The sequence below is a fragment of the Candidatus Methylobacter favarea genome, from assembly GCF_902806695.1.
GTDB classification, from domain to species: domain Bacteria; phylum Pseudomonadota; class Gammaproteobacteria; order Methylococcales; family Methylomonadaceae; genus Methylobacter_B; species Methylobacter_B favarea.
The window spans coordinates 1-24,679 of sequence record NZ_CADCXN010000094.1; the positions used below are offsets into that span (position 1 = coordinate 1).

General features: G+C 49.8%; 17 protein-coding genes. 6 read left to right on the forward strand and 11 right to left on the reverse strand.

What is annotated here, in order from left to right:
* Positions 1-241 precede the first annotated feature (241 nt).
* The 4 genes from HUX64_RS15070 (at position 242) to HUX64_RS15085 (ending at position 5,377) form a co-directional block, all read left to right on the forward strand.
* Positions 242-1,441: a TIGR04063 family PEP-CTERM/XrtA system glycosyltransferase gene (locus HUX64_RS15070; protein WP_174627041.1), complete on the forward strand. Its 1,200-nt coding sequence runs from the start codon at positions 242-244 to the stop codon at positions 1,439-1,441.
* Between the two features lie 56 nt (positions 1,442-1,497).
* Positions 1,498-2,844, forward strand: a complete 1,347-nt coding sequence (locus HUX64_RS15075; protein ID WP_174627042.1) for a UDP-glucose dehydrogenase family protein — start codon at positions 1,498-1,500, stop codon at positions 2,842-2,844.
* Positions 2,845-2,987: 143 nt separating this feature from the next.
* Positions 2,988-4,028, forward strand: coding sequence for a glycosyltransferase family 4 protein (locus HUX64_RS15080; protein WP_246247060.1), 1,041 nt, complete (start codon positions 2,988-2,990; stop codon positions 4,026-4,028).
* Complete coding sequence (locus HUX64_RS15085; RefSeq protein ID WP_174627044.1) at positions 3,980-5,377, forward strand: phenylacetate--CoA ligase family protein; 1,398 nt, start codon at positions 3,980-3,982, stop codon at positions 5,375-5,377. The genes HUX64_RS15080 and HUX64_RS15085 overlap by 49 nt, the downstream gene beginning before the upstream one ends.
* A 70-nt stretch (positions 5,378-5,447) precedes the next feature.
* Here the strand turns inward: HUX64_RS15085 and HUX64_RS15090 are convergent, their stop codons facing one another.
* From HUX64_RS15090 to HUX64_RS15125, 8 genes are all read right to left on the reverse strand, one after another.
* Positions 5,448-7,847 carry a penicillin acylase family protein gene (locus HUX64_RS15090; protein ID WP_246247061.1) on the reverse strand — a complete coding sequence of 800 codons (2,400 nt, stop codon included), beginning with the start codon at positions 7,845-7,847 and terminating at the stop codon, positions 5,448-5,450.
* Between the two features lie 200 nt (positions 7,848-8,047).
* Complete coding sequence (locus HUX64_RS15095) at positions 8,048-8,995, reverse strand: NAD-dependent epimerase/dehydratase family protein (RefSeq protein WP_174627045.1); 948 nt, start codon at positions 8,993-8,995, stop codon at positions 8,048-8,050.
* Positions 8,988-9,881 carry a glycosyltransferase family 2 protein gene (locus tag HUX64_RS15100; protein ID WP_174627046.1) on the reverse strand — a complete coding sequence of 298 codons (894 nt, stop codon included), beginning with the start codon at positions 9,879-9,881 and terminating at the stop codon, positions 8,988-8,990. Before HUX64_RS15100 ends, HUX64_RS15095 begins: the two co-directional genes overlap by 8 nt.
* A 627-nt stretch (positions 9,882-10,508) precedes the next feature.
* Positions 10,509-10,871 carry a DUF4186 domain-containing protein gene (locus tag HUX64_RS15105; protein WP_174627047.1) on the reverse strand — a complete coding sequence of 121 codons (363 nt, stop codon included), beginning with the start codon at positions 10,869-10,871 and terminating at the stop codon, positions 10,509-10,511.
* Positions 10,872-10,908: 37 nt separating this feature from the next.
* Positions 10,909-11,715, reverse strand: a complete 807-nt coding sequence (gene eutC / locus HUX64_RS15110; protein ID WP_174627048.1) for an ethanolamine ammonia-lyase subunit EutC — start codon at positions 11,713-11,715, stop codon at positions 10,909-10,911.
* A 9-nt stretch (positions 11,716-11,724) separates the two neighbouring features.
* Positions 11,725-13,113, reverse strand: a complete 1,389-nt coding sequence (locus tag HUX64_RS15115; protein ID WP_174627049.1) for an ethanolamine ammonia-lyase subunit EutB — start codon at positions 13,111-13,113, stop codon at positions 11,725-11,727.
* Positions 13,114-13,325: 212 nt separating this feature from the next.
* Entirely contained in the window at positions 13,326-14,315 is a 990-nt protein-coding gene (gene hpnA, locus HUX64_RS15120) for a hopanoid-associated sugar epimerase (protein WP_174627050.1), read from the reverse strand.
* Between the two features lie 239 nt (positions 14,316-14,554).
* Entirely contained in the window at positions 14,555-18,823 is a 4,269-nt protein-coding gene (locus HUX64_RS15125; RefSeq protein ID WP_174627051.1) for a DEAD/DEAH box helicase, read from the reverse strand.
* Between the two features lie 331 nt (positions 18,824-19,154).
* Between HUX64_RS15125 and HUX64_RS15130 the strand changes: the two genes are divergently transcribed.
* A complete protein-coding gene (locus tag HUX64_RS15130) occupies positions 19,155-20,114 on the forward strand; it encodes an NAD(P)/FAD-dependent oxidoreductase (RefSeq protein WP_174627052.1) in 960 nt (319 codons plus the stop codon).
* Here the strand turns inward: HUX64_RS15130 and HUX64_RS15135 are convergent.
* Positions 20,111-20,893 (reverse strand): methyltransferase, encoded by a 783-nt coding sequence (locus HUX64_RS15135; protein WP_174627053.1) that lies wholly within the window; start codon positions 20,891-20,893, stop codon positions 20,111-20,113. The two genes, HUX64_RS15130 and HUX64_RS15135, sit on opposite strands and share 4 nt — an antisense overlap.
* A 533-nt stretch (positions 20,894-21,426) precedes the next feature.
* Here HUX64_RS15135 and HUX64_RS15140 point away from each other — a divergent pair.
* The gene (locus tag HUX64_RS15140; RefSeq protein ID WP_174627054.1) at positions 21,427-22,512 is read left to right on the forward strand and encodes a glycosyltransferase family 9 protein; all 1,086 of its coding nucleotides are present in this window, start codon (positions 21,427-21,429) and stop codon (positions 22,510-22,512) included.
* Here HUX64_RS15140 and HUX64_RS15145 read toward each other — a convergent pair.
* Entirely contained in the window at positions 22,509-23,459 is a 951-nt protein-coding gene (locus HUX64_RS15145) for a glycosyltransferase family 4 protein (protein ID WP_174627055.1), read from the reverse strand. The genes HUX64_RS15140 and HUX64_RS15145 overlap by 4 nt on opposite strands.
* A 2-nt stretch (positions 23,460-23,461) precedes the next feature.
* The gene (locus HUX64_RS15150; protein ID WP_174627056.1) at positions 23,462-24,466 is read right to left on the reverse strand and encodes a glycosyltransferase family 9 protein; all 1,005 of its coding nucleotides are present in this window, start codon (positions 24,464-24,466) and stop codon (positions 23,462-23,464) included.
* Between the last annotated feature and the right edge of the window lie 213 nt (positions 24,467-24,679).

A 24,679-nucleotide genomic window follows, 5' to 3' on the forward strand; every position in this document is an offset into this window, starting at 1 on the left:
CGGCACTATCCAGTTCTTCCACAGTGAGTCGATCCGATACCTTTAAGGCGACGTGAGACATAGCATTTCTCCGGAAACTCAACCCTATTCAACTTGGACTCCGGAGATTTCATAAGATTCGTATTACATAGCCATAAATTAATAGAGGGTAAGGCATCCTTGGAAAAGATCGACATTAATTACTTCAGTCACGCTATAATTTCACAATCTTGCAAACTTTAAAAGTCACCCTTTCCTGCGGATGAAAATTCTTCATATTCTTGATCACTCGATACCTCTGCACAGTGGTTATTCTTTTCGAACAAAAGCGATTCTTGAACAACAAAGAAAATTAGGCTGGGAAACCTTTCATGTGACTTCTAGCAAACACATCGGCGCGAATGCAGCCGTAGAAACGATAAATGGCTTTACGTTCTATCGTTCCAGTGCGGCGAAATGGCCCAGTGCAATAATACCGGTTTTTAACCAATTCTCCATTGTGCATTCGCTTGCTCAACGCCTTGACGAAATTATTCCGGAAATAAAGCCGGATATTCTTCATGCCCATTCTCCGGCATTAAATGGCCTGGCTGCACTGAAAGCGGCCAGGAAATACAAAATTCCTTTGGTTTATGAATGCCGCGCCTTTTGGGAAGATGCTGCTGTCGATCACGGGACAACCCGTGAAGGCAGTTTGCGTTACCATCTAACAAAAGCCCTGGAAACTTATGTATTCAAACAAGCCGATGCGATAACAACCATATGCGAAGGCTTGCGCTCTGATATTGCCAGGCGCGGGATTGCAGCAGAAAAAATCACCGTCATCCCGAATGCGGTTGATATAGACCGATTTACGTATGGCGTAGAGCCTGATCAGAATTTACGGACACAATTGGGCTTGCAGAACAAAATTGTACTCGGTTTTATCGGCTCTTTTTATGCCTACGAAGGTCTGCCGTTATTACTGGAGGCATTGCCCACAATATTGGAAAAGCAGCCCGAAACCAGATTGCTGCTCGTCGGCGGCGGTCCGCAAGAAGCATTGATCAAACAAAAAACCAATGAATTGGGATTAGAAAAGCAGGTCATTTTTACCGGGCGCGTACCTCATGATCAAGTACAGGATTACTATAACCAGGTCGATATTTTCGTATATCCCCGGCTGCCCATGCGCCTGACTGAATTGGTAACGCCTCTAAAGCCTTTGGAAGCCATGGCTCAAGGCAGGCTGGTAATTGCCTCGGCTGTGGGCGGACATAAGGAATTGATTACTCATCAAAGCAATGGCTATTTATTTAAGGCAAATAATGCAAATGCTTTGGCCGCCACTGTCCTGGATTTGTTAAACCAGCCTCGGCAGTGGGAAAAGTTGCGAATGGCAGGGCGTTTATTTGTAGAGCAGGAAAGAAACTGGACTAACAGTGTAAGTAACTATAAACAGATATATTCCCGATTTATTTAGATGTAATTCATAAACAACTTTTAAATCAAGCAATTATTAGACTTTAGGATGAAAAAATGAAAGTAACTGTATTTGGTTCAGGCTATGTGGGGTTAGTTACGGGTGTTTGTCTGGCAGAGGTTGGTAATGAAGTGGTTTGTGTCGACGTTGATCAAAAAAAAATCGACAACCTGAAAAAAGGCGTTATTCCAATTTATGAGCCGGGACTGGAAGCGCTGGTCAGCGAAAATCAGCAAGCCGGACGGATAAAATTCACAACCAACATACCGGAAGCCGTTAGTCACGGCATTTTTCAGTTTATAGCGGTGGGCACGCCTCCTGATGAGGATGGCGCGGCTGATTTGCAATATGTTTTAGCCGTGGCTAAATCGATTGCTGAAAATATGACAAGTTACCGTATAGTTGTGGATAAATCGACCGTACCCGTCGGTACAGCTGATAAAGTAAGGGAAGTCATGCTGCAGGTACAGACAGAACGCGGCGTGGATATTGAATTTGATGTGGTTTCCAATCCCGAGTTTTTAAAGGAAGGCGCGGCGATTACAGACTTTATGAAACCGGACAGGATTATCGTGGGCACCGATAATCCAAGAACAGCCGAATTGTTAAAAGCCCTTTATGCCCCGTTTAATCGTAGTCATGAACGCGTCATCACCATGGACGTTCGTTCAGCTGAATTAACCAAGTATGCAGCTAATGCGATGTTGGCCACAAAAATCAGTTTTATGAATGAACTGGCCAATCTGGCCGAACTGCTGGGCGCCGATATTGAACACGTCAGAAACGGCATAGGCTCTGATTCACGCATAGGCTATTCATTTATCTATCCGGGCTGCGGCTATGGCGGCTCCTGTTTTCCCAAGGATGTCAAGGCATTGGAGCGAACTGCAAGGCAAGTCGGTTATAAGGCGGAATTACTGAGTGCCGTTGAAAATGTCAATGACCGGCAAAAACAGGTGTTATTTAATAAAGTGGTTCAGCATTACCAAGCTGATGGCGGTTTGCAGGGAAAGACCTTTGCCCTTTGGGGACTGGCATTTAAGCCCAAAACGGATGATATGAGAGAAGCCCCCAGCCGGGTCATACTGGAGGCGTTGATTGATGCCGGTGCGGCAATTAAGGCATTCGACCCCGAAGCAATGGATGAAGCAAAAAGAATTTATGGAAACAAATCCGGATTGACCTTGGTAGAAACTGCGGAAGATGCATTGGAAGGCGCTAATGCCTTGATCGTGGTAACCGAATGGAAAAACTTCTGGAGCCCTGACTTTGATTTGATTAAAAGTACTTTAAAAGATCCGGTAATTTTTGATGGGAGGAATTTGTATCAACCGGAACTGCTTAAAAGACAAGGGATTATTTATTATGGTATTGGCAGATGTCAGGCAAAGGCAATTATCTAATAAACAGAAAATCTTTCTTGCTTTAATGCCCGTCCCGGATTTTTTCAAAATCTTTATTTAAATTGCGCGCCGAGTTGATGACCCATAAAAAAAAGGCTTTGCACGTAGGCTTAGTCGGGCCGCTGCCTCCGCCCTCAGGTGGTATGGCTAATCAACTGAATCAGCTGGTTCAGCTATTGGCAAAGGAAGATATCCAGGTAAGTCTGGTGCAGACCAATGCGCCTTACGGCTATAAAATAATAGAAAATATCAAAGGCGCAAGAGCGCTATGGCGGCTTATTCCATATCTTGCGAAGGTTTGGAAGCTTGCCGGAAAAGTGGATGTTATTCATGTCTTGGCAAATTCGGGATGGTCCTGGCAATTGTTTGCAGCTCCCGTGCTATGGACAGGATGGTTTAGGGGCACACCTGTGATAATTAATTATCGGGGAGGGGAAGCAGAGGATTACTTTAAAAAATCCATAAAATGGGTTAGACCTTCGATAAAAAAAGCAACTGCTGTGGCCGTGCCCTCCGGCTATTTAAAAAAAATTTTCTCAGATTTTGGCATCGATTCCCAAATTATACCCAATATTATTAATCTGGAACGCTTTATCCCAAAAGATAAGATCGGCCTGATTGATCCCCTTCAGCCTCATCTGATAATAACGCGTAATCTGGAAGCTATATACGGTATATCAACAGCCATAAAAGCAGTAGCGCTGTTAAGACCAATAGTACCCGGCATTAAACTGTCAATAGCGGGAAGTGGGCCTCAAAAAGAGAAGTTACAATACCTCGTAACCAAAGAGAAGCTGGAAAATAATATAATTTTTACCGGAAGGCTGACGCCTGAAGAGATGGCGAAGTTATATCAAAATGCAAATATTATGCTCAATCCAACGACTGTGGATAACATGCCCAATTCTATACTTGAAGCTCTGGCGAGCGGCGTTGCAGTGGTGACAACGGATGTAGGAGGCATACCTTATATAGTAAAAAATAACAACACGGCTTTATTTGCGGAAGCAAACAATCCTGAATTAATGGCAAAACAAATCAACAGATTACTTAATGAGCCTGAGCTATATCAAGAACTTGTCAATAATGGCTTACAAGATGTACAGCAATATGCCTGGACAGAGATTAGAGCCCTATGGCTGGGGTTGTACGAAGCGTCCAGGAACAAAATGGTGAAGAAGTGAATATTTATACCCAGCTCATATCATATGTCATTTTTCCATTGCACGAACGCCTGAAAAAACATGATAGTGTTCGTATCCGCAAGGAAATGGAACACAGCCAATGGCTATCTCGCGAGGAATTGGAAGGATTGCAGTTGCAAAGACTTAAAGCGTTTCTCACCGATGCTGAACAACATGTTCCCTATTACCGGCAATTATTTTCACAACTAGACTTCAAGCCCAATCAGATCAGTTCATTGGATGATTTAAGAAAGCTGCCTTTAACAGACAAGCCGCAAATACGCCACTATGCGGATCAATTCAAGGCCGATAATGCTGTCGGCCTGTCCCGGTTTAATACCGGCGGGTCCAGCGGAGAGCCCTTGATTTTCTATATCGGCACGAAACGCGTCAGCCATGATGTCGCTGCAAAATGGCGGGCGACCCGCTGGTGGGACGTGGATATCGGCGATCCTGAAATAGTCATTTGGGGCTCGCCGATAGAGTTGGGGACGCAGGATAAAATAAAGTTAATCCGCGATAAATTTTTACGGACTCATCTGATCCCGGCCTTTGAAATGTCCGCACAAAAAGTGGATGGTTTTATCCGGCAAATACAGACAATTCGTCCCAAAATGCTGTTCGGATATCCGTCAGCACTTTCACATATTGCAGCCCATGCAGAAAAAAACGGAACGCTGTTAAATAATCTGGGCATTAAAGTCGCTTTTGTAACTTCCGAAAGGCTCTATGATTATCAAAAGGAAAAAATTGAAACGGTTTTCGGCTGTCCTGTGGCCAATGGCTATGGCGGCCGGGATGCAGGTTTTATCGCCCATCAATGTCCGGCCGGCGGCATGCACATCACGGCAGAAGACATTATCGTGGAAATTATCGATAAGGAGGGCCAGGTATTGCCCCATGATGAACAGGGAGAGATTGTCATTACTCATCTGGCAACCCGCGATTTCCCGTTTATCCGGTATTGCACCGGCGATGTGGGTGTTATGTCTGACGCACAATGCAGCTGCGGCAGAGGGCTGCCGCTGTTAAAAGAAATTCAGGGCAGAACCACCGATTTTATCGTCGCCCAGGATGGAACCGTTCTGCATGGCTTGGCGTTGATTTATGTGCTGAGGGATTTGCCGGGTATTGAGTCATTCAAAATTATTCAGCATACTCTTGGGGAAACCCGGATTCAGATTGTTCGCAATACGGATTACTGTCAGGAAACATCGGAGATGTTAATACAGGATGTATTTAAAAAACGCTTGGGAAAAGGGGTAAAAGTTGATATTGACTATCTTGCCGAAATACCAAAAGAGCAATCCGGAAAATTTCGCTATGTGGTCAGCCATATAAAATCCTGAGCCGCAGTTCCTGTATTTGCACAGGCTTAAAAAAGGACTATTCAAAAAGAATAATCCTGTAAAAGCGGCTTTAATTGCTTCCGGGTTTTAAGGTTAAACTATGCGCAGATTTTCCAGCTAGCAGGTCGATGGGCAAACCGTGCACCCAATAATAGTGCTGATCGCGGTAGTAAGGCGACAAAGGATGGGCGGACTGGCCGCCAGGCATGTGCAAGATACCCTGGTCAAGATGCGCGGGCGAGACTACCAGACGTTCAGTGGCGCCAAATTTCGGGCCGGCTACCCGTATACAGCTGCTGCAGCCTGCCAATTGATCTTCCGGCATATCCAGCAACAGTCCGAGCAACGGCACGGCTCTGGAAAAAGGATGAGCGAAATGCGCCTTATTCACCTTCCCCCAGGTTAAATCGGATAATTTCATGTTGGGGTATTTGGCTTGCAATTGCCTGGCGCTTTGTCTTAATTGGCCCAGAATAAAAGCATTCCAATTTTTATAATGAATCGGGTCCGGCAGCAAGCGCGGCGGTTTTGCTGTCAGCATGGCCTGCAGCGGCGTATCAATATAAGTCCAGGAATAGCTGAAGTTTTTATCGAGTTTACGACACGCTGTTAAAAAAGGTGAAAATACAGCTTCCGCCAAGTGCTTGCGAAATTCTACCAGTAAAGCAAAGCCCTTGCTGTCTGTATCGGCTCTGCCGTTCCAGGCTAATAAATATCCGCGCAGCTCGCGCAATTCCGGCTGCTGCTCGATAATCGCCGGCGACAGGACGGTTAACGCCAGTTGCTGATAAAACGCATGGAATTCGTTTTTAGTATCCAGTTGCAGCTCGAACAGTGAGTTTTCATTAAGGTCTTTCATCTCCCCAAGCCGCTGGGTAATGCGGTAAGCGCGGTAGCCGTTGGCGAACTGGCGCCCGATAACATACGGGAACTGCCTGCCCAGACGCCGGTCATTGGCTGATACCAGCATTCCGCTCACGGGATTAACGACGCGCGGCAAATTTTGCGCCTCGACATAACCATTCCAGCCAATTGTCCCGTCCGCCCAGGAACGGCTGACCGAGCCGTCATTGCCGAAGCGTCTGGGTATCCTGCCCATAAACGTCCAGGCAATTTGCCCGTTCTTATCTGCCAATAAAAAATTCAATGGCGGCCCGGCCGTATGATTGACCATCCGGATGGCTTGCTGCAATGTTTCAGTTTGCTCCAGCTCAAGCAGTTCCATCGTGACGACTACACCATCCAGCGCCGTCCAATGGACGGCGACGGGCTTATCCAACAAAAGCTCTGCCGCAACCGGACCCCAAACGGTCCCTCTGACTTCAATTTGCTGCGTTTTGGCATCTTTTACAGAAATAGTTTCAGTTGTTTGTTCAAACCGCTGCCAGTTGCCCGCCACCTTGTATTCATCAGGCTTTTCAGGGTTCAGTTCAAGGCTTACCAGATCCAGAAAATCACCGGACAGATTCGTACTGCCCCAGGCAATATGATTATTGCTGCCGGCAACCATTAAGGGCGTACCCGGCAATATCACCCCGGCTGTATGGGCAGCGCCATAATTTATCTCACTGCGATACCAGATATTAGGCACAGAAATGCCAAGATGCATATCATTGGCCAGAATAGCACGTCCATCCGGGGTTTTTGTCCCGCTGACCGCCCAGGCATTGGAACCCGTGGCGAAATCCCGAAGCTGCACTGTTTCTACCGGTTTTTCTACAGAGGACGGATGGGTTGCAAGCACTGTTTCAAGTGCTGCTGCCGGAATGGGTTGGGCCGGACGCCGGGATTCGGCAGAGCCAAGCAGACGGTCGGTAAACCGGTCCGTATCAGGCGTCAGAAAAGCCACAATCTCTTTCGGCAAGCTTTTCTCCATTACGCTCAACATGCGCTCTTCCTGTTCCGCCGCCGCAGTGAGCGTATCGAACATGCCCACTATCACCAGAACCGTGTCTTCAGGCTTCCACGGCTCGGGTTGATAATCTAGGACGGTAAATTCAAAAGCCAAGGCAGGGGCCGCGTCAATATAACCATTGACTCCTTCTGCGTAAGCCTCAAGGTAGCGCTTATGCTCTGGCGGAAGTTTTTCCATGACCGCCTTTGCGACTTTATAAAAGCCACAGGTTCTAGCCCGAATATCACTTTTAACGGCCGCCTGGCCGAATAGCTCTGCCAGTCGGCCGGCATTTTTGCGGCGCATCAGATCCATCTGGAACAGCCGGTCGCGTGCTGAAACATAGCCTAGTGCGCGCAGAGCGTCAGCACGGTTATTAGCGGTGATCACCGGAATGCCGTGTTGGCCGGAGGAGATCGTGACTGGCGCAGACAGATGATTAAGTACAGCATTGCCATCCAGCCGCGGCATTGAATTACGCAAGATCAGCAAGCCTGTACCTGTACCGCCAATAACCAGAGCTGAAAGTATGAAGAGCAGATAAAAAAAGAATCTTCGAAAAATCTGCATCGCCATTTATATTTGACAAAAGACGGGATAGTGTTGTCGAGTATTAACTGGAGTTCAATTATTAGCGGATCGATGGTTATGATAATGGGCAGTAAAGCTCGGCCGTATCACCGAGGCTTCTGTCACAAGTATCAGTTTCGAGTATTTTACAATTAATTAAAGGGACGGCCTGATCTAAGGAGAAATAATAGCTGCAACCACCTGGTTTAGCGGCTTGGTACATCCGCAGCCGTGAGTACAAGCGGCCTTGGTTTAAAGCCGAGGTCCCGCGTTGCCTCCTCATGATTAAAAACCAGGTCTTTGTTCATTCGCTCCGCCATTGCTACAGACCACTTCTGGTAGCGAGGCAGCATGCGCAAACAGGCCAGCGCAAAGCGGAACACGCCTATCGGCACTTTTACCAGCCGGGGACGGCGGCCGAGCACGGCAAATGTCCGGCAAACCATCTGCTTATAAGTCAGTGTTTCTCCGCCAGAAATATTGTAGTCCCGGTTGGTCGCCCCGGGAGTCTGCAGGGCGGAAATACAGGCAGCCGCGACATCGGCTACATGCACCGGCTGACGCAGACCAAGGGCTGGCCCGAATATCGGGAAAAAGCCAAAACGGCAGATAAAGCGCGCCATTTCGGAAATATTTTTATCACGGCCCCGTCCATAGATTAATGTCGGTCGCAAAATGACCCATTCTACACCACAGCTTACAGCCCAAACGCGTATTCGTTCCTCAGCATCTGCAAGCCGATGCGCAGCTATTCGCTCCTCCGGATCGGGCGAGTCGGTTTTGGTAAACCGGCTGGTGGAAGACAAGACTACGATGCGGCGCGCATTATGGTGTTCGAGAAAATTCAGATATTCCGGCAACACCCATATGGGCGCGACACAAAGCCAATATTTTATATTTTCAGGAGCATCCATGCTAAATCCGCTGGCCGCGCTTGCTACGGTTTTGCTGCCGCCGAGCAATGAAATCGGCAACCCTGGCTTAGAGTCTGATGAAGCCGGGGGAAGCTGCCGCCATACTACATTCTCACAAGATTTATTCACTACTTGACGCGAATAGGCTCTCACTTGCCGGCCTGCTTGCGTCAACAATGGCAGCAGCGATTCTCCGACCATACTGGTTGCTCCCAGCACCCCCACTATTTTCTCATCCACGTTCAGCACCTAACATACGTCCCACATGCTTGATACTGAAATACCATGCCAGAATGCCAAACCGCAGCCATACGCCGATCGTCACCAGGCCCATCAATACACCCGGATATTGATGGCGAAAAAATTTCCGGTAAAATCTCATCATGCCTTTGTGTTTGTGCCATTCCACAAAAATGGGCGAGGCACGGCTACAGACTCCTAATGCATGCATAATGCGGGCAGAAGGGACAAATAAAATTTTCCAGTCTTTTTTTCGAAAGCGCATGCACCAATCCAAATCTTCGCAATGAAGAAAATAACCTTCATCCCATAAGCCTACATCCTCTATCGCCCTGCGTTTAGCCAGCATGCAGGCCCCGGAAATGGCTTCTACCTCAACAGGCTGCCGAGGCAAGGGCTGCTTGTGCAGATAAAAATCAAAAAACAGGCGCGGCCAGCGATTGGCAAGGCGGCTTAATTCAAAGGCCCGAACAAACGAGCGCCAGGGCGTGGGGATGGCCCTGCGGCCTCCGCCCTGCTCGGAACCGTCCGGGTTCATGAGCAAACCGCCGACCATGCCCACTGATTCATCTGACTTCAGTGCCTGTAACAGTTCATCAATAGCATGAGTATCTACCCGGCAATCAGGATTCACAAACAGTAAGTAATCTGCATGAGCAGACGCCAATCCGCGATTGCAGCCTGCCGAGAAGCCTGTATTCATGATATTTCGAATTATTTTTACTTGGGGTAAATCGACAAGAGCGGCGAGACTGCCATCGGAAGAAGCATTATCAACAACGATAATTTCAATCCTTAACGGACACTTCAATAATGATTCAATACATTCATGCAGCAAAGCGCCGGCGTTGTAATTAACGATAACGGCTGAAATTATCTGAGTCACAGGCTATCTGCTCCAGGTGAAAAACGGATGGGCCCTGTCATTGGCGAATAGCTACATCCTTTCTGTAAATTGATAGTCCGCTTGCTCCTCAAAAAATTGGTTATTAGGGGACAAATCCTTTTGAAGGAGCTTATTGGAAAACGTGATTTCAAATCTTCCTCCTCTATTGCTTCGCAAGGCTATTGCTTTGGCAATATCTTAATGGATAACTCGTATTGCAGCAGCCACAAACTATACAGCCAGCTTCAACTGGTAGTTGTTAACTTAGAATAGTAGAGGGCTTAAAACCCTGCTCCAGGGCTCGATCAATTGACATGATAAACTGCCACCGCTGGCGCTAACAACAACAGTTACCTGCCAACGCAGGCAAGTATTTGAAATCTCTTTTTTTATAGAGTTAAAGAACCCTTGTCAATATCGCTATAGAGGGAGTGCTTTAAAACAACAGTTATGTTGTTGTCAAGGTTGTTTATCAATATACAGTAATTGCAATCAGCTTAACAATAATTAATGAGACCGCTTGGCTCAGGCAAAGACCTGAGCAATCAGATTGTTAACAAAAAACCACAGAAGCGCCCTTGAAAAAAATAAATTTGAGCTGGCGCAAGCAATATAAATAAACAATTGTTAAGGCAATTTTTTCGTTTCCTCAAGAAGCCATCGCTCAAGCACTGCGACTATGTAGGCTTCCTCAGCCGGAGTAAGCGCGCGGCCTTTGGCTATGTAATGCCATTTTTGCAGACAACCGCGGCAGCAGCAGGCGGTAGCATGCTGGGCAACAAAAACGGGATGGCCGCGAAACGGAGTTTGTTTGCCATCATTTTCAAGCACGGCTGGGGCCAACCGTTCGGCTATAAAATCCTGGGCATGAACAAGAATTACGGGCAGACTTTTACTGCGCAAATAATCCAAATCCTTGCCTTTCAGATGAAATTTGCTGCGAAAAGCAGACTTTGAGAGCGCCTTAAAAATATCGTCTAAATTTCTCATCAAAATGATATAAATCTGGCTGGCCTGCTATCTCAAATTAATCCAGTAAAAAGTTAGCAGGTTTTTTCGTATGTTCAAGAGAAATATTGGCTGTTTCGTCCTTCAGGCGGACGCCGGAAAAGTGCAAGCGGTCAGCCTCGGTTATGAGAAATATAAGTTTTTCCACTGCCTGTTCATAGCTGAGTCCATTTTTATGAATGTTGGAAATGCAATTCCGGTCAGCATCTGTACTGCCGACTTTTGCCTGATAAGTAAAATAAATTCCCATACTGTCGGGCGAACTGAGTCCTGGCCGCTCCCCAATTAGAACAACACACATTCTGGCTGAAAAAAGCTCGGAAATATGATCGCCAATTGCTACGCGGCCGTATTTTACCAGAGAGATTGGCGGCACTAAGTAGCCCTTGCTGCACAGTCGCGGGATCAATAAGCTCAAAACAGGTACGGCATGATTTTCAATTGCATTGGAAGACAATCCGTCTGCAACAATTATGGCAATATCCGGCGCTTTGATTTGTTGAACTGTGCGTTGCAGGCTTTCAATAGAAGCCGGGTTTAATAAGCGGCCTTTATCGGGCCGCTGCAAATAGATTTGATGAGTCTCTGCCTGGGTTTGCAGGGAAAGCGTCTTATAGCCTTGGACGTTTAATACTTGCTCCAGCTTGCCGAAATCCAGCGGAATATTGGCCGCATCCTTAGCCAAAGCATGAGCTAACTGGAAGTCCAGGTTCGCTTTGGTCGGCAAACTTGATCCCGCATGTCCCAGGGCGATACGGGCCGACGTGAACTGTTTCAGACTATGCCAGGGATCTTCCGCGGTAAGAGGGGAGTTATCTGTAGTCATGGCCGAACTCTAGCCGAGTTTTTGTAAAGCCGGTTTGAATAAATCGGGAACTTCGCTGCATGGCAATAAATGGTTTGCTTCATCAAAAATCCTGTGTTTTTGCAGCCACTGCTCGAACTCAGGCGCAGCCCGAAGACCCAGCAGCTGCCGTATATAGAGTGCGTCATGAAATGACGTGGACTGATAATTGAGCATGACATCATCAGCTCCCGGGACGCCCATAATAAAATTACCGCCGGCGACCGCAAATTGAGTCAGCAGCATATCCATATCATCCTGATCGGCTTCGGCATGATTGGTATAGCAAATGTCGCAGCCCATGGGCAAACCCAGCAATTTACCGCAGAAATGATCTTCAAGCCCGGCGCGGATGATTTGTTTGCCGTCATAAAGATATTCGGGGCCGATAAAACCGACCACTGTATTGACCAGCAACGGCTTGAATTTACGCGCAACTGCGTAAGCTCTGGCTTCACAGGTTTGCTGATCCATGCCGCCGTGAGCATTGGCCGATAAGGCGCTGCCTTGCCCGGTTTCAAAATACATGCAGTTATTGCCGATGCTGCCGCGGTTTAGTTCCAGCGCGGCCTGGCGGGCTTCCTGAAGAAGGTTCAGGTTAATGCCGAAGCTGGCGTTGGCCTTCTCGGTGCCGGCAATCGATTGAAAGACCAGGTCAACAGGGGCGCCCTGTTCAATGGCTTTCAATGTCGTCGTCACATGAGCCAGTACGCAGGATTGCGTCGGTATCTGGTAACGCTCGATAATATCGTGCAGCATCTGAATCAAAGCCCTTGTAGATTCAAGATTATCCGAAGCGGGGTTAATGCCGATAACCGCATCGCCGCTGCCATACAGTAAGCCGTCAAGCAGGCTGGCCGCAACCCCGGCCGGATCGTCAGTCGGATGATTCGGCTGCAGACGGGTTGAAAGCCGCTTCTCCAGCCCGAGCGTATTGCGAAACCGGGTGATCACCCGGCATTTTTTCGCGGCCAGAATCAAATCCTGAATGCGCATGATTTTCGAGACGGCCGCCGCCATCTCCGGCGTCACCCCCGGAGCTACAGCAGTTAACGCCTCAGTTGTCGCCTGTTCAGACAGCAGCCAGTTACGGAAATCGCCTACTGTGAGGTGAGCGATAGGCGCGAATGCCGCGTTATCATGCTCATCGATAATTAACCGGGTAACTTCATCCTGTTCATAAGGAATCAGCGCTTCATTAAGAAATTGTTTCAGGGGAATATCGGCCAGCAGCCATTGCGCTGCCACGCGCTCCAGATTTGTTAGCGCGCCGAGGCCGGCCAGATAATCACCCGAACGGGCAGGGGAGGCTTTCGCCATCAGATTGCGCAAGGTCTTGAAATCGTAGATTACATTATCAAGTTGAGTTTTGTATGTCATACCAGCAATGGTTATCTAACGTTTATGCGCGATGATCGCACTGTTTTCAGGTTAACCGCAAAGTCAAACAGTCGATTTACGTTTCACATTAAAGTATTCGAAGAATGCTTTCAACTTTAACTGACACCGTGGCAGCTCCATCATAAAACTTCAGTCAGCCCTGACATGGTTATTGACAAGTCTTGCAGCGTGCTGCATTTTAGATGGAGTGCTTATTTATAGTAGCCGTTTTCACAAAACCAGAGAATGGCATCCTTAATGGCATCCCGAGCCGGACGATAGCGGTAATTCAGTTCGCGCATGGCTTTTGCGCTGGAAAAAAACATCTGTTTTTTTGCCATACGCACGCCGTCGATTGTTGCCCGGGGTTCCACACCGGTAAAAGCGGCGGTCTTTTCCATCAGCCAGGCGGCAGGCAAAATCAGGTTATGAGACAAGCGTAGTCGCTTTAATTTTTTGCCGGTAATTCCGTCTATAATTTCCAGAATTTGCAGCAGACTCATGTTTTCGCCGCCAAGGATATAGCGTTCTCCGGCTTTGCCCTGTTCAAATGCCAACAGATGTCCCTTAGCGACATCGTCCGCATGGACGATGTTAAGCCCGGTATCGACATAAGCCGGCATGCGGCCATGCAGGGTATCCAGGACAATACGGCCGGTCGGAGTCGGCCTAATATCACACGGTCCGATAGGCGTAGACGGATTGACAATCACCAGAGACAATTTATGCTGATCTGTAAGTTGCTGGACAGCTTGTTCGGCGAGAAATTTTGAGCGCTTATAATGCCCGGTCATCGAGGGCAGCGAAGAGGGTGTGGTTTCATCGGCCGGGCTGCCGTCCGGATTAAACCCCAGCGTGGCCACGCTGCTGGTATAGACGATACGTTTTAATCCCGCTTCCGCCGCAGCCAGTATCAGTGATTGCGTGCCAATGACATTGATGGCGTACATGCTATCGGGATCGGGAATCCACAGCCGGTAATCGGCGGCCGCATGAAACAGGTTATCGCAGCCCCTGACTGCGCGTTTTATTGAGGAGATATCGCGCAAATCGCCTTCACAAATTTCCACCGGGAAATTATTTAAATTGCGTCTGTCGCTTTGCGCCCTAACCAGTACCCGCACTTCATGGCCCGCTTCAAGCAGGCGCCGCATGATCGCTGATCCTAAAAAGCCGTTTGCCCCCGTTACCAGCGTTTTCATTATCGATGTTTCAGTTCCAGGTATTCCTGCCAGGGCCGGATAACAATGGCAAAAATGTTGATTAGCGTTAAATTTTTCATGAAGCAGCTTGATTGACAAGATAACTGTTAATGCAAAAATACTCTGCACCGGTTATAAAAGCCGCCCCACAATCTCGTGAAATTAAAAATTATAACAGCTTATTAAAGACCGGGATTGTAAAGCCTTATTCAGAACCGGCATTGATTTTTATCCGACAATTATAGGCATTCTTTCTGTGACTCGATACCTTTAAGAAAACTGGTTTTATTTTGGATGCTGATTGAAAGCGGAATGCCGTCGCGGTATAAAACGCGCTGTTTAGCCAGCGCCGCTATGCGTTGGCCGGGCGTGATAATGCCGGTTAAATTTAACGGGTCGGCAGCACTGATAGTAATGACATCGCCTTTTTTAGGCTGTTTGCGAATTTCCCGCAGGGAGCTGACTGCCTCAGGCAGCGCATACTGCTCTCCGGCGAAGCCCTGCACAAAACGCCCGCCCCGTAATTCGCCCCGCGCCTCCATGCGCCGGAAGACATATAAGAGCTCCCGCCAAGATGGCACAATATCTTCCTGTTCCAGAAGTTTGCGAAACACAATACCGTAACGGCGCAGCAGGACTTGGGCAATATATTCGCAGTTCCGGTAGCGGTCAGTCTCGATGGCTTGGCTTGAACGGACTAAGACCCAACGGCCGGAAGCGGCGAAAGGATCATAGGATGGGTAGCGTTTTCTATGGCGTTGCTGGATTTTCTGCGGCGTAATCAGGGTGCGCAAGCCCTGAAAACTGTCCGCCGTAATCAGTCCCCAGGCAACCAGTTCGGCCAGCGCTTCTTCCAGTTGCGATTTCAGCAAACCGGTTTCCACCCGCAGTTCTTCGAAGAAACTGGCGCCCCATTCCTTGAGCATAGCATAAGCTTTTTGGGCATTACCCGACAAAGCCAGTGCTTCAGGGCTTGGAGGCGGCGCATAAGCGCGCCAGTGATGAAGATGAGGACGGGTAATAAAGCTGATCGCAGTCGTTTTACCGGCAGGATTTTTACGTTTGGGCAAGGTGCTGCCGGCAGCGGGCTGCAAACGCAGCCAGGTAATCTTGCCGGAGCTGCATAATTTATCAAGATCGGAAGATAAATAATAACGGATTCTGGCCGGCAGAATATTGGCCTCCCAGCTTACGGCCGGAAGACAAAGACCTTCCAGTTGCAGTAAACGTTGTTGCAGGGCAGCTTCGCCTTCGCCAGGCTCATGCAAGCCGTGCCAGCGGAACAAAAAGCGCATGAAATCGGCCGACGCTACGGGTTCAATTTCACTGCGCAGCTGTTTGAGCGTATAGCGATGAATGCGCGCCAGCAAGCCGCGCTCGCACCATTCGATGCTATTGGAATTGGCTTCAGGCGTAAAGCGTCCCTGAATTGCGAAGCCTTCCTGTTGCAAGGCGTTTAATGCCCGATCGATAGAGGCAGCATCTAGCGCCAGGGGCTCTGCCAGTTGCGCGGCTGTAACCGGCCCCAAACCTTCCAAGCGGCTGCGGATGATTTCCCGCAAAGCGCTCTCCCTGTCGCTGGCTTCATTAGCTGCAATCGGCTCAATGAGCGGCTGAATTCCGGCAGCCGGAAACAGCATTTGCATAACCTCCAAGCGTTCTGCCGCAACCCATAAGCGCGAGTTATTGGCAAGAGTCATGACCGTCGCGCGTTTGTTCTGTTTAAGACTTTCAATAAAACCGGCCCAGCCTTGACCGGGATTGTCCTGAGCATTCGACAGCGGGCCGCGCCTGCCTTCCGCTTCAGTCAGAAAGCCCAGAACCACCAGCGCATCGTGAAGTTCATCGGGCGTGTGCGCTTCCGGCCAGGCTTCATGGCGCACCTTTTCAATGGCCTCCGGATTCAAACGGCCGATTTCGCCGGCGCTTTGCGGATCCATGAAGCGGCGCTGCTGTACCGCCAGAGTGCGGCGTTCCTCAGCGGGCACATCATCCAGAAAGGCATAAGGCCGGGCGTTCAGTATTTCCATGGCCAGCGGCGAAGGACTGGTCAAATCGCGGCAGATAATTTCGATAGATTTTTGTTCAATGCCGGTCAGCAGACGTTCCAGGCCGGTGATGTCCATTATCTCGTGCAGACAATCGGACAGCGTCTGGTTAACCAAAGGATGATCGGGAACCTCCCGGTTTCCGGCAATATTTTCCTGACAGGCGAGCTGGTCGGGGAAAATCAGGGCCATCAAGTCTTCAGCATCATTGCGTTGAAAATACGCAGGGACTTTCTTGCCGGCGCGATTGTGCGGCACGGCCAGCGCCGTATTGGCGATCCAGCGCCAGCGTGTGGGAAACATCGGCGCCGCCAGCAGCGCCTGGATCAGGATGTCCTTGACAGTAGCGGCATTTAGGTACCGGGCAGGTTCTTCCAGCGGAAAGCTGTGGGTTGGGCCTAGCGACAGCACGATGGTGTCTTCAGCAGCGGCAGCCTGGAGTTCAAAATTGAAGCGGCGGCAGAATCGTTTTCGAAGCGCAAGACCCCAGGCCCGGTTAATCCTGGAGCCGAAAGTTGAATGAATGACAAAATGCATATCGCCGGTTTCATCAAAGAAGCGTTCGAACACAATATGCTGTCGGGTAGGCAATACCGTTAAAGCGGCTTTTGCCGCAGCCAGATATTGCACCAGTTGTTCCGCGGCGGCATGAGGAAGCTGTAATTCCGCTGTCACATAACGGTATGCCTCATCCTGCCCTTCTTCGAGTTTTTCATCCAGGGCCGTGCGTAAATTGGATACGGCAATGGACAGTTCATCGCTGCGGCCGGGCGCTTCCCCGAACCAGAACGGAATATTAGGCGGCTGGCCGTGGGCGTCTTCCACATACACCCGGCCCTGCTCGACTTTAAGCACGCGATAGGAACTGTTGCCGAGCTGGAATATATCGCCCGGCAGACTTTCAAAAGCGAAGTCTTCATTCAAGGTGCCGACGAAAATGCCTTCCGGCTGCAAAATGACGTCGTAATCAAACTGGTCAGGAATGGCGCCGCCGTTAACAATAGCGGTCAGACGTGCGCCCTTGCGCGCCCGCAATATGCCGTGAACGGCATCCCGATGCAGATAGGCGCTGCGCCGGCCGCGCCGCATGTGAAAACCGTCACTGAGCATTTTAACCACATCCATGAACTGCTCATATTTCAGTTCCCGGTAAGGCCAAGCCGCAGAATAGGCTTGATACAACGCCTCTTCGCGCCATTCCCGGCAAGCAATTTCAGCCACAATTTGCTGTGCGAGGACATCCAGCGGATGGTCAGGGACCGAAATATGGTCCAGTTCATCTTGCTGAATGGCGGCCAATATGGCCGTGCATTCCACCAGATCATCGCGCGACAGCGGAAACAGACGGCCTTTGGGGATAGCTCCGAGGCTATGGCCGGAACGTCCGGCCCGCTGCAGAAAAGTAGAAATGGCATGCGGCGAACCCAGCTGGCAAACCAGGTCCACATCGCCGATATCAATGCCGAGTTCGAGTGAAGCGGTGGCCACCAGGGCTTTCAGCGTGCCCTGCTTTAAACGCTGCTCGGCCGCCAGCCGGTGTTCCCTGGCAAGACTGCCGTGATGTGCGGTGACAAATTCTTCGCCTAATCGTTCGGCAAGAGCGGCAGCCGCCCGTTCTGCGTGCCTGCGGGTATTGACAAAAATCAGGGTCGTGCGGTGCTGCTCGATCAATTGCTCCAGGCGATTGTAAATTTCACCCCAGACTTCAGCCGCCATAACGGCTTCCAACGGCGAGCCGGTCATCTCGATCTGCAAATCACGCTGGCGTTTATGACCGGTATCAATAATGGTGCAGGGGGTTAGGGAAGTTCCGATCAGGTAGTGGGCTATTAATTCGATCGGCTTTTGCGTCGCTGATAAACCGATGCGCACCGGCGGCATTGCCGTCAGTTGCGACAGCCGCTCCAGCGATAGGGAAAGGTGGGCGCCGCGCTTGTTGCCGGCCAGGGCATGGATCTCATCGATAATGACGCTGCGCACCGAACCGAGCATTTCGCGGCCTGAATCGGAGGTGAGCAGAATATAAAAGGATTCCGGCGTAGTAACGAGAATATGCGGCGGGCAGCGCTTCATGGCCGCGCGCTCGGCCGCCGAGGTATCGCCGGTGCGGGTTTGAGCGCGAATTGCCACATCCGGCAAACCGTTTTCCAGTAAGGCCAAGCGAATACCGTTCAGCGGCAGTTCGAGATTTTTATGAATATCGTTCGATAAGGCCTTGAGCGGCGATATATAAAGAATCCGGGTTTCATCCGGCAGCGGCGACTCCAGTCCTTCCTGCACCAATTGGTCAATAGCTGCAAGAAATGCGGCCAGGGTTTTCCCTGAACCTGTAGGGGCAGCAATTAAAGTGGATTCGCCCGCGCAAATAGCAGGCCACGCCTGGCGCTGGACGTCAGAAGGCGAGGAGAAATGGCTGTTGAACCACTGGGTGACGACGGGATGAAAGGATGTTAAAGACATGAGATGCTTATTCAGCCTGAGATGTAAAGCCAGGCATTGGCTTCAGCTTCATTCAAAATTAAAATAAGACTGTTTACTCAGCAATTCATTCAACAGGCTGATGAGTTATTGTTAAAGCTCCCGCCGAATGATTCGAAAGGCGGGCGGTCGATACCTGTACTTTAGTATCGATAGTTGACTGGAATAAGAAAAAAGTCAATTAAATTTGATGTATCTCATGGCGCAGAGCTTATAATAAATCAGAGCACGCGGTAGTATGTGCTTCCTCCTTCTCAACTCACCGAAATCATTATATTGCCTACGGTTTCTGAAACGCTGTCTGAGGTGATCTATGAGTGATGCCTGCCCATCTCCGGATTCAGACTATTCCAACGAGTCTCAAAAACCTCGCTATGACGTGGTTATAGTCGGCGGCGGCCCTGCAGGTCTTAGCGCCGCTCTAGTGTTGGGGCGCTGCTTGAGAAAAGTGCTGATCTGCGATGAAGGTCAGCCGCGCAACTCCAGAGCAGAGGCGCTTAAAGGCTTTCTTACCCGCGATTACACGCCTCCTCATGAACTGTTGCGCAGCGCTCGCGAAGAGCTTAAGCGATATGATTCAGTCGAATTCCTGGTCGCCAAAGTCATGAATGTCCAAAGCAGCCAAAGCGGGTTTGAAACGGCTGTCAGCGGTCGCGATCCCGTCATTTCACGCCGGCTGCTATTGGCAACCGGCTTGATAGACGAAATCCCCGCCATTCAAGGCTTCGATGAACTGTATGGAAAAAGTGTGTTTTTATGCCCGTATTGTGATGCCTGGGATGTCGCCGGCAAGCCGCTGGCAATTTATGGCAAGGGCGAGCGCGCTATGGAAATGTCCCGGGCCTTGACGGCCTGGTCGAAAAATTTAATTCTTTTCACGGACGGGGATTCCGGGTTGACTGAGGAAAATAAACAGCAGCTTAAAAGGAATTCTATTGAGCTTTACGAAGAAAACATTGAGCAGCTCGCAGGCGAGAAGGGAATGCTCAAGGCAGTAGTTCTGTCCAATGGAAGGCACATTGAGCGCGAGGCCCTTTTTTTTGATACGCCTTCGTATCAACGATCCGATTTAGCTATAAAGCTGGGCTGCGAGTTCAGGAATGAACGCGCTGTGAATACCCATCAATATGACTATGAGGCCACCAACATTCCCGGGCTCTATGCGGCCGGCAATAACACGGGCGATGTGATATTCGCCATTATTGCAGCGGCCGAGGGCGCACGGGCCGCATTCGGCATAAACAAGTCGCTTACCCGGGAAGACTTGCTTTAGATTGAACCGGAGGCCTGGCGCTGCGCGATAAGATGGATATAACGTCCCATATCCCGATAGGTCGGCATTCGGCAGTAGCGGTATTCCAACTCCAATAATTCCTCCTCTTTGCTGCGTTCTAAAGTATCTTTGGAAAGATAGTCATGAAACACGCGAATACCGGTGTGAGTGGTAACAGTAAAGCCCCAGTTTTGAAGATGCGCCATCACTTCATGGGGAAACTGGGGATTCGGCGGCGTCAGCCTTTTGCCTTTGCCAAGATAGGCATCATCCAGCAGATTTTTCCAGCGCCATTCCCCCTTTAAAGCGTTGGTATAAACCATGGCGTTGCGGTTATAAAACAAGAGCGATAAATGACCGCCGGGCCTGACTCGCTCCGCCACGATTTGCAAGCCAGCCACAGGATCGGCCAGCCATTCCAGAACCGCATGAAACAACACCAGATCAAATTGAGGGAGTTTGGGGGCAAGCGTTTGCACGGCTTCATGGTGAAACTGGGCAGCCCATCCGGCTTCAGAAAATTGTTGCCTGGCTCGCGCCAGCATTTTTTCCGACACATCGCAAAGCGTCAGGCGATGGCCTTGACCGGCAAGCCAGAGGCTGATGTGGCCAAAGCCGCAGCCGGCATCCCATATCGCCAAAGGCTCGGAAGCCTGGTAAAACCTATCCAGATCTTCCTTGAGCAGTTTAAGCCGCCAGCCGCCTTTGAAAGTGTCATAGATTTGCTGTTCGAATTTATCGATGAGATTGTCAAAGTTTCGATCTCGCAGTCTTTTCATCCAACTATTACTGACCCTACTAAAACACAAAGGCATGGTATTTTGAAAATTTGACTAGGCGCTAAGCCCGAATAAAACTTTTACTACAGGCACCCGTACTATTGTAACCATAACTTATGCTTCACTGTATTGCTGAAGTTAACTTGCTCATCCTTTTTAACTTGTTTTAAGGGCTGAATCCAATTGTCTTTAGCACAGCAAGCGCTGTCAAGATCACTGTCTTAGAAGCTGTTTGGAAATTTCGTTTTTCCGATTTAAACTGGCGGAATTTTGCTATCAGGCACCCATGAATCAAAAAATCGGAAGAAGCGTTAGCCAAGTAATCTGAGCGATGGCGCGTGGCGTTGCCTGAAACCCCATCTGCCGGTATAGGGAGCGGCAAGGGCCCGAGTGGTAAGTTGGCAGCAGGTAATCAATGCCATCCTCACAGTTCTGAAGCCAGGCTTCCAGGAGTATGATCAAGCAAAAACTATTTAAAAATGCGGGTTTTTTATCCCGGAGCCCAGAGCCCTAAGGAATTATTTTAATCTCTTATGACGACAGCTTATCTATCCAGCGAACCTCTTAAAATTGCTGTGCTCCACGCCAAGGCGCTCGGGGATTTTATCGTCACCTTGCCGGCATTGGCGGCGATAAAAGAAACCTACCCGCACGCCGAATTAGTCCTGCTGGCCAAACCCTGGGTAAAGAAGTTTCTAGCCGCGCGACCTTCAGTAATTGACAGGGTGATTAGCGTTCCCGCACTGAGCGCCGGCCTCAACAAGCCGATCAATTCGGCCGAAGTTGAGCTGTTTTGCGCAGCCATGAAGACGGAAAAGTTTGATATTATTCTGCATATGCAAGGTGACGGCAGGACGGTTAATTCTTTTATTAATAAGCTCGGCGCCGGCTTGACCGCAGGCATGCGCAATCCACCAGCCGAACCCCTTGACCGCTTTATTCCTTATGTTCATTATCAAAATGAGGTGCTGCGCAATCTGGAGATTGCCGCTTTAATTGGAGCTTATACCAGCAAACTTGAACCGCAAGTCGAGGTGACCCAATCAGATGAGCAAGAGGCCGCTCCCGTTAGAGCAGTCATTAAAGGCAGACCTTATGTAGTCATTCATGCGGGCGCCGATGACATCAGGCGCTTATGGCCGGCAAGCAAATTTGCCGGGGTAGCGGACAGTCTGATAAAAAAGGGATATGAAATTGTCCTGACGGGCATGCCAAAAGAAACGGAAATCGTTACCAACGTTATGCGAGCCATGAACGGCGCCGCCATTCTCTGTACGTCATTGGAACTTGGCGGTCTGGCAGCCCTGTTGCAGAACAGTGCGCTGGTCATCAGCAATGACACGGGACCGCTGCATCTGGCGCGAGCGGTTGGGGCGTCTACCGTAGGGATTTTCTGGGCGCCGAATGTGCTTAACTGGGGTCCGCTGAGCCGAAGCCGTCATCGCCTTGCCATCAGCTGGCGACTTGAATGCCCGCAATGCCGCATTAAACCTGTTTCGCCGTGGCCATTTCAGCCCGTGAGGCCCGATTGTGACCATCCGTACTCGTTTGTTGAAAATATACCCGTCGCCGAAGTGCTTGAGCCGGCGCTGGAATTATTGTCCGCCGCCAAAATCTAGCGGGCGCTTTCGACAAAATCACAGACGATCCGTTGCCAGTCATTGGCAAATCGCCCTATATTAAAGCGCTGACTGGCGTAGCGCCTGGCGTTTTCGCCGAGCTCCCGGGCATGCTCCGGATAATCGATTAAATAGCGCATATGCTCAATAAGCTTATCGATATCGGTTTCAACATAGCCGGTCTTGCCGTTTTCAACAACCGTCACCAGTTCGGCGGCGGCGAGGCCTACTACCGGCAGCCCCGTCATCATCGCTTCACAGACCGACAGACCCAGGCTGGTATAGCGAATAGGATTAAAAAAGAAACGGTACTTCGCTACAAAAGCCGGCAAGCCGTCATGAGCGATTTCGCCCAGACCGCCCAGTTCGGTTGAGCCCATCCCGACCAGATCCAGCGGGATCTGTTCGCGGATTTGCTCGAAAATATCCAGGCCCAAGCGCCGGCCCCGCTTGTGCATATTATTGACTACCACAATGCCTTTCGGCAGCTCGCCGCTATAGGTCACATGATCGGGCACTATCACGCCGTGATCAATGACGACTGTGGGCGTCGGGCCGTTATCCCACATGAGGCGGTTAAAATGAGTGACATGCACCACCCGCATTAACGGGTCTTCCACCCAGTGCCGGGTGTTGGTCGGATGTTCCTGCGGCGGGTCATGTTCAAGATAAAGTTTGGGTAGCCGGCGCTGAGCCTCGGATAGTATCTCGTACTGGTCAAGCTCGTAATTTTTACGGTGCTGAAACAAAATCACATCAAAATCAAGAACCTTTACTTGATCGACGGGAACGTCATGCACATTACCGCCCCAGTCAAAGCCGGGCGTGCGCCCGCCATAACCTTCGCCTTCGCCTTTCGGTAAATAAAATTCAAACGGCGCCTGCGTGAGGTAATAAAGATAATTTCCGTGAATATGCCAGGTAAGAACCCGAAGCTTCTTTTGCATGATCAATTACTCCTTTCGTTTGCCAGTATTGCCCGGACCGCCCGAATAGCGGCCTCGGGTGTTTTGACGGCATCCCCTGCCACAATCCGATGCCGAACCTGATCGAGCGGGCCCCAGAGCAGGGGATCAGTGGTCGTATAGACGGTTACACTCGGCGCGTTGAGCGCTACCGCTAAGTGGGCGACGCCCGTGTCATTTGAAATGACCGCTTCACTGCCTTTTATCAGCGCGGCCAGCGAACCAAGGTCGGTTTTTCCGGCGAAATCAATTGCTGTGCCCGCCATATGGCGCGTGACGGCCTGCGTCAGCGGCTTTTCCCGGGCCGTGCCGGTCAAAATCACCATTAAGCCTTGCTCTATGCAACTGTCCGCCACGGCGCCGAAATATTCGGCCGGCCACGGCGCTGCAGAAATAGCCCCGGGATGTAAACAAATATAAGGCTGATCAATGAGAGACCGGCAGTCTTTCAATGCCTGTAATGCTTGATAATCGGAATCGAATAAGGGAAATTCCATGGCAGTATCCAGTGGAGATATTCCGAGAAATGTCAGTAAATCCAGGTTTTTTAACAGCTCGGACTGACGATCCGGATACGGCAGGTAGAAATCATGATTAGGGCGGTAGGTGTCCTCGCCCGCAAACCCGGCCGTTGTTCCGGCTCCAAAAAGGGTAACTATGATATTTGATACTGTGCCTTTGCCGTGCATTTGCAGGGCCAGATCGTAGTTTTCCCGCTGCATGGCGGTTAAAAAGGCAGCGACGGCTTCGGGTTTGAATGCGCGTTCCGGCAATCCCGGAAAGCCCGGGAATTCAATAAAATGATCGATGTAATGAGGGTAGCGTTTTGCCAGCGCTTTATTCCAGGGCAGGCCGATATAGTCGATAACCGCTTGTGGAAAAGCGCGTCGAATGGCTTTCAATGCCGGCGTAAACAACAGAAAGTCGCCTAATTTCAGCGCTCTGAATATGGCGATTTTGTTGATCGGTAATCCGGTTACTTCAGTCATAGAGTTCCTGTCGCCATAGGGTTTATTAAAGTGGCTGTCGGACTAGCTGTAACAACCTGCAATCAAAAACCCGTAAACCAGCAATTAGCGCAATTTTCTACCGGAATTAACTGCAACTGACGGGCGTACAAACCGAGATTATTTGCAACTGAACCTGCAATCATCCGTACCGACCTGCAATCATCCGGCGCAAACCAGGATTATTTGCAACTG

What these genes read in the sequence shown, in the direction of transcription:
- HUX64_RS15105 (WP_174627047.1), bottom strand. Translation starts at nt 10,871, where the DNA reads ATGAGAAATTTAGACGATATTTTTAAGGCGCTCTCAAAGTCTGCTTTT.
- HUX64_RS15075 (WP_174627042.1), top strand. Translation starts at nt 1,498, where the DNA reads ATGAAAGTAACTGTATTTGGTTCAGGCTATGTGGGGTTAGTTACGGGT.
- HUX64_RS15150 (WP_174627056.1), bottom strand. Translation starts at nt 24,466, where the DNA reads ATGACTGAAGTAACCGGATTACCGATCAACAAAATCGCCATATTCAGA.
- HUX64_RS15080 (WP_246247060.1), top strand. Translation starts at nt 2,988, where the DNA reads ATGGCTAATCAACTGAATCAGCTGGTTCAGCTATTGGCAAAGGAAGAT.
- HUX64_RS15145 (WP_174627055.1), bottom strand. Translation starts at nt 23,459, where the DNA reads ATGCAAAAGAAGCTTCGGGTTCTTACCTGGCATATTCACGGAAATTAT.
- HUX64_RS15085 (WP_174627044.1), top strand. Translation starts at nt 3,980, where the DNA reads ATGGCTGGGGTTGTACGAAGCGTCCAGGAACAAAATGGTGAAGAAGTG.
- hpnA (WP_174627050.1), bottom strand. Translation starts at nt 14,315, where the DNA reads ATGAAAACGCTGGTAACGGGGGCAAACGGCTTTTTAGGATCAGCGATC.
- HUX64_RS15125 (WP_174627051.1), bottom strand. Translation starts at nt 18,823, where the DNA reads ATGTCTTTAACATCCTTTCATCCCGTCGTCACCCAGTGGTTCAACAGC.
- HUX64_RS15140 (WP_174627054.1), top strand. Translation starts at nt 21,427, where the DNA reads ATGACGACAGCTTATCTATCCAGCGAACCTCTTAAAATTGCTGTGCTC.
- HUX64_RS15090 (WP_246247061.1), bottom strand. Translation starts at nt 7,847, where the DNA reads ATGGCGATGCAGATTTTTCGAAGATTCTTTTTTTATCTGCTCTTCATA.
- HUX64_RS15070 (WP_174627041.1), top strand. Translation starts at nt 242, where the DNA reads ATGAAAATTCTTCATATTCTTGATCACTCGATACCTCTGCACAGTGGT.
- HUX64_RS15115 (WP_174627049.1), bottom strand. Translation starts at nt 13,113, where the DNA reads ATGACATACAAAACTCAACTTGATAATGTAATCTACGATTTCAAGACC.
- HUX64_RS15130 (WP_174627052.1), top strand. Translation starts at nt 19,155, where the DNA reads ATGAGTGATGCCTGCCCATCTCCGGATTCAGACTATTCCAACGAGTCT.
- HUX64_RS15135 (WP_174627053.1), bottom strand. Translation starts at nt 20,893, where the DNA reads ATGAAAAGACTGCGAGATCGAAACTTTGACAATCTCATCGATAAATTC.
- eutC (WP_174627048.1), bottom strand. Translation starts at nt 11,715, where the DNA reads ATGACTACAGATAACTCCCCTCTTACCGCGGAAGATCCCTGGCATAGT.